Consider the following 11628-nt stretch of genomic DNA (forward strand, 5'->3'; position numbering starts at 1 on the left):
CATAGCTCAGCTGGGAGAGCACCTGCCTTACAAGCAGGGGGTCACAGGTTCGAGCCCTGTTGTGCCCACCATAAGATATGGCTCAGTAGCTCAGCTGGTTAGAGTGCCGGCCTGTCACGCCGGAGGTCGAGGGTTCGAGCCCCTTCTGAGTCGCCAAAAAAAACAAGCTTATAAAGCTTGTTTTTTTTGTTTCTAACTTTAATTTAAGTGTAATAAATCAGATGTAAAAAGGATTTAAATAATCCTTTTTACATCTGATTTCTCATTTTCTGAAGATTTAATTTAATTCTAATGTCTTCTGAGTAAAATTTATATAGTTTAAAGTCGCCAAGCAATCTAGAAGAAATTCTTTCACTATATTTTTTTATTATATCTGGTATTGTTAAATTAGTAGATATAATCATCTTTTTCTTATTTAAAATTCTCTTGTTAAGTATATTAAATAATTCTGTTATAGAAAATTCGTTTAAATGCTCAGCACCCAAATCATCTATAATAAGTAAATCGCAATCAAATAATAAGGATTCAAGATTTGTGTCATTGTTAAATCTTATTTCTCTTAAATTATGAATTAACTCATCTGATGTTTTATATACAACCAAATACCCTTTATCTAGTATTTCTTTTGCAATACAATAAGATAAATATGTTTTTCCACTTCCAGGATTGCCGTGAAATAAAAGATTAGTTGATATAGAAGAGAAGTTTGGAAGATATTCTCCGTGAATATACTCTAATATGTTTTCTATATTTCTTCTTGATGAATATTTTTCATCATTTATTTTATGTGGTGGATATAAGTTTATATTAAAATTATTAAAGTTATTTGTTTTTATAACATTTTCAAGTTCTGAATCTTTATAATAAAGTTTTATAAGCATTTTATTATAGCATTCACATTTTTGAGTTCCTATAAAACCTGTATCATTACATTTATTACAATGGTAATGAATATTTAAGTAGTCAGGAGTATAGCCCTTTTCAACTAACATTTCACATTTTTTTATTCTTAAATCTGTAATACGTTCTTTGTAGCTATTTAAAGTTTCATCTTTATTACTAGCTTTAATAACAGCTAATGCCATTTGTAAAGATAGTTTTTGAATTTGTTGGTCAATTTCAATGATTTCAGGGTATTTTTCAGATATTTCTTCTTTTCTTTTTCTTAAGGCTCTTGATTCTTCATCCCTGATTTTATCATATATACTTAATATTTCAGTTTGATATCCTTTAATCATCGTTATCCCATCCTAATAATTGTCTTTCTAAATTTTGTAAATAATTAGCATCATAATTTCTCTGCTCAAAGTCATTAAAGTTGAGTGTTTTTTGGTTATTATTATTGTTATTATAAGAATTATTTTTTTGATAGCTATTATTCTTCAATTGTTTATTATCTTTAAGAGCAATATCTTCTAAAGTTCTAATATTATTTTTATTCCAATTTGTGAGTATTCCATCAATATATTTAAAATCAGCTCTATTTAATCGTTCAAAGCAGATATCACATGCTTTAAAAATAATTTCAGTTGGAAATTTATATATTAAAAGCCATTTTTCAATTATATCTTGTTGAGGCTTCATAATATCAGTATTATTTATACCTAAGTATGTTAAAATTTTTCTAATATTAATCCACTTATCTTCTGTTTTCTTTATTAAGTTTTGAGCCTGCTCAACTGTAGTTATTTTTTGATCATGCCAAGCAAGGGCAACCTTCTCAATATATCTAGAATCGCTTTTACCTTTTGAAATACAGTACTCAATTAAAATTAAGATTAATTCTGATGAAAAACTAAATTCTTTTTGCCAATTTAGATATAAAGACATTTCATTAGGCGATAGTGGTCGTCCTAAAAGAACTTCAATATCCTTTAGCATATCTTTAGTATTATTGCTGTCCAATGCTTCTAATAAATCAACTTGTTTATCAGAAGTATCATATTCATTATTATCTAAATCTATAAATTCAACATTGAAATTTCCCATATTATCAATTTTATTTAATTTAATTACTCCTAGATCATGCCAGTATTTTAGGGCATTCATAATATCTGATTCTAGAAGATTTAAGGTTGAAGCAAGTATTGCTGAACTTACACCTAATTCTCCAGAAATATTATGCTTAAGCATTAGCAGATAAATCTTTATGAATTCACCACGTGCCTGAGGCATGTATTTTTCAATAAATACATTGCTTACAGGAGTGAATCCAACTGATTTGCTTTTTAGCATAAATGTACTCATTTGTTTTACTACCACCTTTCAAGATTAATATAATATGCACTTGGTAATAATTTATGTAAATAATTATATCATATTAGTTCAAATTTATATTAGATGTGAAAATATACTTAGATTAAAAAAGAGCTTCCGCAATATAGATAGAATAATAATTAGAAGATAATAATTTCAATTAAATTAAAAATATTAAATTCTATTATTTACTGCGGTAACTCAATTTTATGATTAATTAAGGTAAAATATTTTTATAAAAATAATATAAAAGAATTAATCGACTAATTTTTTTACATCGACAGTTCCATTACCCTGAATATACTTAGGAATATTTTCGAGTGAATTGCAACCAACCTTTAATAATGCGTTGATATCTTTAAATGTCATATCTGGCCTCTTTTCAAAAAGCAGTGCACATATACCACAAATATAAGCTGCTGCAAGTGATGTACCACTGAAAGCCTTATGCGAAACATCTAATTTTTTGGGATACAGCTTTATTCCATCTTTTTCAGAAATATAGTTGGAATCTGAATTTAAAGAAATAATATTTACACAGGCAGCACATAAATCAGGTTTTATTAATTTTCCATATGGTCCTGAAGAAGAAAAGTTATAAGGAACAATTGGATTTACAGAAGTGTTTAATCCTCCTACACTAATACAATTTGAAAGAGTTGATAATCCAATTATTGAATATTTATCGTTAGAATTGCTTCCACTTGGAACTATAGGTACTACACCTTTAGAAGCTGCATAATTAAATATGTTTTCAAAACAAGATATTATAAAAGTATTGTGGGTTAATAATTCGAATGGAAGACATAGCAATTTTATATTATGTTCTTGGGACATATTAATTAGACAGTCTATTGCATAAAATATATTAGAAGCAAAACCTTTACCTAGTCTATCAAAAGCCTTATAACAAAATAGTTTAGACTTGCTGCATATACCTGTATACATGTTATTGGAGGATATACCACTGCTACATAGTATTCCAGCAATTGAAGTGCCATGACCATTATCATCATATGGATACTTTAGATTATTTACTAAATCTACGAATAACTCTATTTTATTACTAGGGGATATTAAATCCTGATGAGGAAAAACACCACTATCAACGAGTCCTATACCGATACCTGAACCATTTAATTTGAATTTTTCTGAAAAATGTACCTTGTTGGCAGTAGTTACACTCATTCCACATAAAAATAAATATTCATCCAAATATATTTTTTCAACTTCAGGATATTCTGAAATTCTGTCTATACCTCTAGCATTAAGTTCTGCACTTATAATATTTATAGAATCTATTGTATAATAAACTAATCCTCTATATGAATTGATTTTCTTTGTAATTGATGATTGAAAATTTTTATATTTAATAAGTACCCTGTAAGATCTATAAGCATTTTTTAGTAAGTAGTACTTTAAATTGCTGTCTATTTTTTTCTTATATGAAAACATCATTTTCTCCTATATTCTTACTCTAGTATATATAATATAAAACAATCTAGTAGATTGTTAATAAGATTATAAGAAAAAATATAATATGTAGAAACGTATTCAAGTTAAAAAGAATATGTTTCTCCTATATCAATTATTTTTATACTATCATCTTTTAAATTTAATAATGTATTTTCTGTTTCTGCAAAATTTTCAAGAGAAATAATAAATGTCTTATAGTGTATAGGAATCATTGTTTTTGCATCCATCATTTTAAACATTTCATAACTTTCCTCAGGAGTACAGTGCATATATGAAAATCTATCAGGTTTATAGCAACCTACTGGCATTAATGCAACATCACATTGTATATTTTTATAATTATGTGTAAAAGCAGTATCGCCACCAAAAAATACTTTTTTATTATTACGTTCGATTAGATATGACAGACTTTCATTATCTATTCCTACATAAAGTCTTCTTCCGTCATGATTAGCTTCATATGCAGTTATTTTTATATATTCATCTTTATATGTTTCACCAGGATGAAGCACATGGACATTTTTAAAGCCTAATGCTCTTATTAAGCTTTTATATCCTTTTGGAACTATTATTACTGCATCTTTATTCAACTTACGTATAGATGGAAAATGTAAGTGGTCCATATGACCATGAGATAAAAGTACATAATCTACTTTTAAATCCTTTGCATATGAAGGTTTTTTTGCAACTCTTTTGAAGTACCCAAGCATTGTAGAAAATACAGGGTCTGTAATTATAATCTTATCGGACATGTTTATTACAGTAGTAGCATGCCCATACCAATTTATAGAATTAGGTTTAATTATATCATTTTTAATATCATTACTTTTTTTAAAGTATTGTTTTATATTATTACATGTTAAATGGAATAAAAAATTAATATTAGAAAATACTTTCAAAATCTATACTCTCCTTCTTAAGTCTTCCATTTAAATATTATAATACCTACAATCATGATAGCAATACCTATGAAATTATTTAATGTAAACTTAATTTTATCTGTTCCAAATAGGCCAAAGGCATCTATAATAGCAGCAGCAAGCAATTGTGCAACAAGAATTATTCCAATTCCCAAAGTAGCGCCCATTAAAGAAACACTTTTCACTACTGTGTATGTTATTACTACTCCTAGAACACCACCTAATAGATAATATTTATTTGTATTTTTCAAATCTGCATAGTTTCCATTACGAATAAATAATGAAATAATTATACTGCATATTAAAGCAATACCTTGAACTAATACAGTTGTTTCCCAAAGGCCTATTTTTTCGCTTAATTTAGTGTTAAACACGCCTTGTATGCTCATTGAAATTCCTGAAATAATGGCAAAAATTATTCCAAACATATCATCACCTCAGAAATATTATTCCCATGTAAAAAGTTAAATATTAAAAAATAGAACCATTAGATTTAATATGTTTAAATCTAATGGTTCTATTTTTTATAATTAAACTAATAGTAATGTATCTGATACTTTTAAAAATTCGTTTTGGATTTTTTCTTCTGAAAAACCAAGAGTTAAGCCAAGACTTAATAAATCTTCAAATAGAGTTTGATAATGGTCAACAGAAGGTGAAGCTATTAAATCATTTATATCAATATATAAATTTAAGAATTGGTCACTTAAACAATAATCATTAGGCTTCATTGAAATTTCATTTATATCTGAATATTTCTTATCAATCCCCAATGTTAATACTTGAGAAATACATTTGATATATTTAGTAAAAATTTTATCAATATCTATATCTTTAATATTATCTAATAAATAATTAAAGCAATTGGTTTCATTAGCTAAAGCACCAAGAGCTATTTCGAACTCTAAATTTTTTCGAGCTGTTAACTTATATGAATCAAGCTCTGTATTTATATTGAGAGTTTCATTTAACCTCTTTTGCATCTCTAACATTGGTTGAATATCCATAAAAAATCCTCCTATATACAATTAACAACTATTAATATTTTACAAAAACTTTAAAATAAATAAAAGAAGAGAAAACGAATACAAAAAAATTTTTTTAATATAAAAAAATAAGAATTATTCAGACAATAAAGTTAAAAACAAAATAAACCATATATGATTATATTTCTACTAGATATATCATATGTGGTTTATTTCATCAAATATATTATATAAAGTTATTAGAAATCTTTCTATTATAATATTAAAAATCCTTTAGCACGTATGTTTTAACAGGAGTATTCTTTTTTAATGTAGGCAACTTCCATATTTCAATACTTTTAATTCTAAGCTTAACATAATTATCTGAATTGTAAATATCAGGGAAGTTTAATTTTACATCCTGTTTTTTATAATCTTTAGGAACATATCCTAAGTTAGCTAGAGAAATGAAGTTATCTCCAAGAGATTTTACTGAGAAACCATGCAGAGATAAAGCATCGCAAAGAGAACGAGATAATCTTTTTATGTATCCCTTATTATCCATTTTTAAATTAACGCTTTTTGTTGGTTCTGATAAATATACTAAATCGTTAGCATCAATTCTGAAACTCTTATAAGGAGAGACTATTTTTTCTATTAATGGATAAAGCTTTTCTAGATTTGGATTATCTACAAAGGCCAATGGTATAAATGGCGCAGGAGAATTTCTATTTGCTCTGAATTTTTTCGACATATTTCGTTGTATTGGAGAAATTATTTGATATGTTTCTTCATCAAATAATGCTACTATATAATACTTCATGATACCCCTCACAATCTCAAATTGATTTTAATAAATTATAACATAATAAGAAAAATAAAAGAATAGAAGAATAATTAAAAAGCGCCAGTATATAATAAAATGTAAATATTTATAAAAATGTCATATAAAATTATGGTAATAGATTCTGCATAGAGTAACTATTAATAGAATTAATTATGTTAAATTTATTAGAAATAGCGTAAATCCCTTAAAAAAGTAGAGATAGACTGAAAAAATATATTTAAATAAATTTAGTTTATGTTATAATATTTAAAGTAGATTTAAAACATAAAATAGGTTAATAATGTAAATCTATATGACATATAATATATATTTTTATAGATAGGGTGAATTCAATGGAAAGATTAGTTATAAACGGAGGAAATTTGCTTAAAGGCACTGTTGATATCAACGGAGCTAAAAATGCAGCAGTTGCAATTTTACCAGCAACAATAATGGCAAGTGACGGCAAATGCAGAATTGATAACATACCAGATATTGAAGATGTCCACTGCTTAGAAAGAATACTTAAGAGCTTAGGTTGCGAAATAAATAAGATAGATAATAATACCTTAGAAATAGATAGCAAAAATGTAAATAATTTTGATGCATGTACGGAAGATGTAAGAAGAATGAGAGCATCATATTATTTTATAGGAGCTTTATTAGCAAGATTTAAAAAAGCTAGAGTAGTACTTCCAGGTGGATGTGCAATAGGGGTAAGACCAATAGACCAACATATAAAAGGATTTGAAGCATTAGGTGCTGAAGTTGTTATAGAACATGGAGCAGTTAATGTTAAAGCTGATAAATTAGTAGGAGCTAATATATTCTTTGATGTGGTTTCAGTAGGAGCTACTATAAATGTTATGATAGCTGCAACTTTAGCAGAAGGAATGACTGTATTAGAAAACGTAGCTAAAGAACCTCACGTTGTAGATGTTGCAAATTTCTTAAATTCAATGGGTGCTGATATTAAAGGTGCTGGAACAGATGTAATTAGAATAAAAGGTGTTAAGGAACTAAAAGGATGTGCATATAGCGTAGTACCAGATCAGATTGAAGCAGGTACATTTATGATAGCTGCTGCAGCAACAAAAGGTGATGTGTACGTAAGAAATGTAATTCCTAAACATTTGGAATCAATTACAGCTAAATTAATTGAAATGGGTGTCACTATTGAAGAAGGTGATGACTGTATAAGAGTATGTGTTGATAAACCATTAAAGGGAGTTAATATAAAAACAACTCCATATCCAGGGTTCCCAACAGATATTCAACAACCAATGTCTACTTTATTAAGCATTGTTCCAGGAAGAAGTTTAATAACTGAATCTATATGGGAAAATAGACATAAACATATAGATGAATTAAAGAAAATGGGTGCTAACATAAAAGTAGAAGGTAGAGTTGCCATTATAGATGGAGTTGAACAACTTACTGGAGCTGTAGTTAAAGCTACTGATTTAAGAGCAGGAGCTGCTATGGTTATAGCTGGTTTAGTTGCTGAAGGTACAACCGAAATAACTAATATAGAACATATTGATAGAGGATACCCTCATATAGAAGATAAGTTTAGAGCTTTAGGTGCAGATATAAAAAGGATAGAATGTGACGAAGAATAATTGATTATTTTGTGGGAGGGATTGGATGATATTTTGTTCTTTATATAGCGGAAGTAGTGGTAATAGTATGTTTATTGCCTCAGAGAGAGCTAAGATATTAATTGATGCAGGACTCCCAGGGAAAAAAATTGATGCTGCATTAAAGGAAATAAATGAGAATCCAAATGATATTAATGGAATATTTATTACTCATGAACATAGTGACCATGTAAAAGGGGTAGGAGTATTATCAAGAAAGTATGATATTCCTATATATGCAAATGCAGATACCTGGTCAGCTATGGAATCATCAATTGGAAAAATAAAAGAACATAATATAAAAATCATAGATAAGCGATCAATTACTCAAATTGAAGATATGAATATTAAAGCTTTTAATATTCCTCATGATGCTGTTTCTCCTATGGGATATACAGTTACAGATGGAATTAAAAGCGTAAGTGTAGCTACTGATTTCGGTACGTTTACTAAGGAAATTTATGATAATATTAAAGAATCAGAGGTTATTCTTCTTGAGAGTAACCATGATGTTAATATGCTTAAATTTGGACCGTATCCATATCCTTTAAAAAGAAGAATATTAAGTGAGATTGGTCATTTATCAAATGAAGATTGTGGCAATGCAATAGTTGAGTTAGTTAAGTGTGGACTAAATAAACAAGTTATATTAGGGCATTTAAGTAATACAAATAATCAACCAGATTTAGCATACCATACGGTAATTAATGTATTGAATGAGAATGGAATAAAGCTAAAGGAAGACATAACATTAACTATGGCAAACAGACACAATCCAAGTAGTTACATAAAAATTTAATATAAGTTATAATAGATAATGTTATTATATATAAGGATAATTAAGGGAGGACTTAGAGATGAGTTTATATACAAACTGGACAGATATGGTTGTTGAATACGTAAAAACTAAGGGAGAAAATGCTTTTTGGGCTGAATATAGCAAATTAGAAAAGTCAATATATAAAGATTTATTAGCTAATCATAAAGAAGCTAAGAAGACAACTTTAAATGATTTAGCTAAAGAATATGATTCTACAATAGAATTTGTAATGGGATTCTTAGATGGAATTAACGACAGTTTAAAGAATCAATATGATTTAGAAAAAGTTGAAGCAGATACTGAATTAGTATTAGACTTAAACTTAGAAGCATTATATTACAATATGTTAGATGCTAAAGCTGAGTATTTATATACATTACCACAATGGGATGCAATATTCTCAGAAGAAAAGAGACATGAAATTCAAAAAGCATATAAAGAATCTAAAATAGTTAGAAACATGGAAAAAGTAGGTAGAAACGATTTATGTCCATGCGGAAGCGGTAAAAAATATAAAAAGTGTTGTGGAAAATAATACTTGCTAAAAAACTCTACTTCAAAGGTAGAGTTTTTTTTCTGTAATATTTGTGGGGCTATATATGTAGAAAGTTATAAGATAATAGTTTTAAATAGATTCAAAATATATGGAGGATTATATGAAAAAAATTAAAAAAATTTTACCTCTTATGTTAGTAAGTTTTTTTATTACTAATATAATTGCGAACTTTACTACAGTATCAGCAGAGACTCTAGACCAATCAATAAATTCAATGTTTATATCTCAAGATAATTATAAAACTAAAATGCAAGATGATGTTGAACCATATATACAATCAGTAAAAGAGACAGGCTATATGGATATAGGAGAAGAAGATTTTAAAATATACTATGAAAAGTATGTACTACCAGACTCAAAAGCATCAATAGTTATAAGCCATGGATATTCTGAATCATTAGAAAAATATCATGAAATAATTTATTATTTTCTTAAATCAGGATACTCAGTATATGGTTTAGAACATAGAGGCCATGGAAGATCAGGGCATTTAGGTAAGGTTGATTCAACTCAAATAGACATTGATAATTTTGACGATTATGTACAAGACTTTAAAAACTTTTTAGATAAAGAAGTAAAGCCAAATACAGGAGACCAAAAGTTATTTTTATTTGCACATTCTATGGGAGGAGCTATAGGTGCTGACTTTTTAGAAGAGTATCCTGATTATTTTAGTGCAGCTGTGTTAAGTGCTCCGATGTTACAAGTTAATACTGGGATGGTTCCTGAATGGATGGCAAAATTAATTTCCTATTTAAAGATTGCCTTTGAATCTGGAGATGCTTATATAATGGGAAAATCAGCATATAGTTCAGATTATGATTTTGAAAATGCAGCTACAACAAGTGAAGAAAGATATAATTATTATCATAATATACTAAATGATAATACAGAGCTTCAAAGAGGAGATGGATCATATAATTGGTTGAATAATGCTCTTAATATAACAAAAAAAATAACTAGTAAAGAAGAAGCATCAAAGGTTAAAATACCAGTTCTTATATTTAAAGCTGGAAAAGATGATTATGTAAAAGAAAATGGAATAAATATGTTTGCTCAATATGCACAAAACTGTAAAGTAGTATTTTTCAGTGGAGCTAAACATGAAATTTACAGAGAAAAAGATTCTATACTAAAACCTTATATAAAAGCAGTTATAGAGTTTTATAATGAAAATCTAGAAGAATAAAAATTACTGAAGCTAAGATTATTAGCTTCAGTATTTTTTTGAGATTATTATTAATATTAATTAAGAATACTTTTAGCATAAAAGTAAAAAATATAGTAAGTTTTCTATAAGACTAAATTTTAAAGCTGATAATTAAATTCAAATTCATTTATTTGAATTGAAAATATTTTTAATATAAATAATATGTTAAAATATCTTGTAGAAATTAGAATTAACATTACATAGGGAGAGATTATGAATATAACAATTATTTCAGTTGGAAAGTTAAAAGAAAAATATTTAAAGCAGGCAATAGATGAATATTCTAAGAGATTATCAAGATACTGCAAACTTAACATAATAGAATTGGCAGATGAACAGACACCTGATAATGCATCCGAGAAAGATGAATTAATAATTAAAGATAAAGAAGGAAGTAAGATATTAAATTCTATTAAGGATAATATGTATGTTGTTACTTTAGATCTTAAAGGGAAGATGATTTCTTCAGAAGAGTTATCTAAGTTTATTGATAACTGTGGAGTTAGAGGTGATAGTAATATCTGTTTTGTAATAGGAGGAAGTTTAGGTTTAAGTGAATCTGTTCTTAAAAGAGCTAATTATAGTCTTTGTTTTAGCAAAATGACATTCCCACATCAATTATTTAGAGTAATGCTTCTTGAACAAATTTATAGAGCTTTTAGAATTAGCAATGGAGAACCGTATCATAAATAAATGAGGTTTTGGATAGAATTGGATATATAAATGGACGATAGGTGTGCTTTAATTTTTGCAATGAAACTTACAAAAATCTAAAGTTTGAATTTTTGTTGGGTATTTTAATTTTATTTATAGATTCTTCATTTTTCACTACTTGAGAAAATTAGAATTTGTTTTTCAGAATCTATAGCATTGAAAAAATTTTGACTAGTTGTAAAATGAAATTGAACTAATAAAAAATCCATAGTAGATTATCTGTGTTATGATTTAATCGCGAAACA

The 11628-nt window shown here is 27.3% G+C and carries 12 protein-coding genes and 1 tRNA gene; 6 read left to right on the forward strand and 7 right to left on the reverse strand.

The window, feature by feature from the left end:
• Positions 1-79 precede the first annotated feature (79 nt).
• Positions 80-156, forward strand: a tRNA-Asp gene (locus HF850_RS14645).
• Between the two features lie 92 nt (positions 157-248).
• Here HF850_RS14645 and HF850_RS14650 read toward each other — a convergent pair.
• The 7 genes from HF850_RS14650 to HF850_RS14680 all read right to left on the reverse strand — a co-directional run bounded on the left by HF850_RS14650 (position 249) and on the right by HF850_RS14680 (position 6440).
• Positions 249-1238, reverse strand: a complete 990-nt coding sequence (locus HF850_RS14650; RefSeq protein WP_169106168.1) for an ATP-binding protein — start codon at positions 1236-1238, stop codon at positions 249-251.
• Positions 1231-2247, reverse strand: coding sequence for a DnaD domain protein (locus tag HF850_RS14655; RefSeq protein ID WP_206151693.1), 1017 nt, complete (start codon positions 2245-2247; stop codon positions 1231-1233). The genes HF850_RS14650 and HF850_RS14655 overlap by 8 nt, the downstream gene beginning before the upstream one ends.
• 264 nt (positions 2248-2511) lie before the next feature.
• Positions 2512-3711, reverse strand: coding sequence for a S8 family serine peptidase (locus HF850_RS14660; protein ID WP_169106169.1), 1200 nt, complete (start codon positions 3709-3711; stop codon positions 2512-2514).
• 104 nt (positions 3712-3815) lie between these two features.
• Positions 3816-4631 carry an MBL fold metallo-hydrolase gene (locus HF850_RS14665; RefSeq protein WP_169106170.1) on the reverse strand — a complete coding sequence of 272 codons (816 nt, stop codon included), beginning with the start codon at positions 4629-4631 and terminating at the stop codon, positions 3816-3818.
• A gap of 17 nt (positions 4632-4648) precedes the next feature.
• Positions 4649-5080: a DMT family transporter gene (locus tag HF850_RS14670; RefSeq protein WP_169106171.1), complete on the reverse strand. Its 432-nt coding sequence runs from the start codon at positions 5078-5080 to the stop codon at positions 4649-4651.
• Between the two features lie 102 nt (positions 5081-5182).
• Positions 5183-5659: a dUTP diphosphatase gene (locus HF850_RS14675; protein ID WP_169106172.1), complete on the reverse strand. Its 477-nt coding sequence runs from the start codon at positions 5657-5659 to the stop codon at positions 5183-5185.
• Between the two features lie 241 nt (positions 5660-5900).
• Positions 5901-6440: a hypothetical protein gene (locus tag HF850_RS14680; RefSeq protein WP_169106173.1), complete on the reverse strand. Its 540-nt coding sequence runs from the start codon at positions 6438-6440 to the stop codon at positions 5901-5903.
• Positions 6441-6796: 356 nt separating this feature from the next.
• On the opposite strand from HF850_RS14680, the gene HF850_RS14685 reads away from it, so the two are divergent.
• The 5 genes from HF850_RS14685 (at position 6797) to rlmH (ending at position 11362) form a co-directional block, all read left to right on the forward strand.
• Positions 6797-8065 carry a UDP-N-acetylglucosamine 1-carboxyvinyltransferase gene (locus tag HF850_RS14685; protein ID WP_169106174.1) on the forward strand — a complete coding sequence of 423 codons (1269 nt, stop codon included), beginning with the start codon at positions 6797-6799 and terminating at the stop codon, positions 8063-8065.
• Between the two features lie 25 nt (positions 8066-8090).
• Entirely contained in the window at positions 8091-8882 is a 792-nt protein-coding gene (locus HF850_RS14690) for an MBL fold metallo-hydrolase (RefSeq protein WP_169106175.1), read from the forward strand.
• A 58-nt stretch (positions 8883-8940) separates the two neighbouring features.
• Positions 8941-9438: an SEC-C metal-binding domain-containing protein gene (locus tag HF850_RS14695; protein ID WP_169106176.1), complete on the forward strand. Its 498-nt coding sequence runs from the start codon at positions 8941-8943 to the stop codon at positions 9436-9438.
• A 121-nt stretch (positions 9439-9559) separates the two neighbouring features.
• Entirely contained in the window at positions 9560-10648 is a 1089-nt protein-coding gene (locus HF850_RS14700) for an alpha/beta hydrolase (RefSeq protein WP_243159508.1), read from the forward strand.
• A gap of 234 nt (positions 10649-10882) precedes the next feature.
• Positions 10883-11362, forward strand: coding sequence for a 23S rRNA (pseudouridine(1915)-N(3))-methyltransferase RlmH (gene rlmH, locus HF850_RS14705; protein WP_169106178.1), 480 nt, complete (start codon positions 10883-10885; stop codon positions 11360-11362).
• Positions 11363-11628: the final 266 nt, after the last annotated feature.

The sequence above is a fragment of the Clostridium sp. SM-530-WT-3G genome (assembly GCF_012843905.1).
GTDB lineage: Bacteria > Bacillota > Clostridia > Clostridiales > Clostridiaceae > Clostridium.

What these genes read in the sequence shown, in the direction of transcription:
- HF850_RS14650 (WP_169106168.1), bottom strand. Translation starts at nt 1,238, where the DNA reads ATGATTAAAGGATATCAAACTGAAATATTAAGTATATATGATAAAATC.
- HF850_RS14655 (WP_206151693.1), bottom strand. Translation starts at nt 2,247, where the DNA reads ATGAGTACATTTATGCTAAAAAGCAAATCAGTTGGATTCACTCCTGTA.
- HF850_RS14660 (WP_169106169.1), bottom strand. Translation starts at nt 3,711, where the DNA reads ATGTTTTCATATAAGAAAAAAATAGACAGCAATTTAAAGTACTACTTA.
- HF850_RS14670 (WP_169106171.1), bottom strand. Translation starts at nt 5,080, where the DNA reads ATGTTTGGAATAATTTTTGCCATTATTTCAGGAATTTCAATGAGCATA.
- HF850_RS14675 (WP_169106172.1), bottom strand. Translation starts at nt 5,659, where the DNA reads ATGGATATTCAACCAATGTTAGAGATGCAAAAGAGGTTAAATGAAACT.
- HF850_RS14680 (WP_169106173.1), bottom strand. Translation starts at nt 6,440, where the DNA reads ATGAAGTATTATATAGTAGCATTATTTGATGAAGAAACATATCAAATA.
- HF850_RS14685 (WP_169106174.1), top strand. Translation starts at nt 6,797, where the DNA reads ATGGAAAGATTAGTTATAAACGGAGGAAATTTGCTTAAAGGCACTGTT.
- HF850_RS14690 (WP_169106175.1), top strand. Translation starts at nt 8,091, where the DNA reads ATGATATTTTGTTCTTTATATAGCGGAAGTAGTGGTAATAGTATGTTT.
- HF850_RS14695 (WP_169106176.1), top strand. Translation starts at nt 8,941, where the DNA reads ATGAGTTTATATACAAACTGGACAGATATGGTTGTTGAATACGTAAAA.
- HF850_RS14700 (WP_243159508.1), top strand. Translation starts at nt 9,560, where the DNA reads ATGAAAAAAATTAAAAAAATTTTACCTCTTATGTTAGTAAGTTTTTTT.
- rlmH (WP_169106178.1), top strand. Translation starts at nt 10,883, where the DNA reads ATGAATATAACAATTATTTCAGTTGGAAAGTTAAAAGAAAAATATTTA.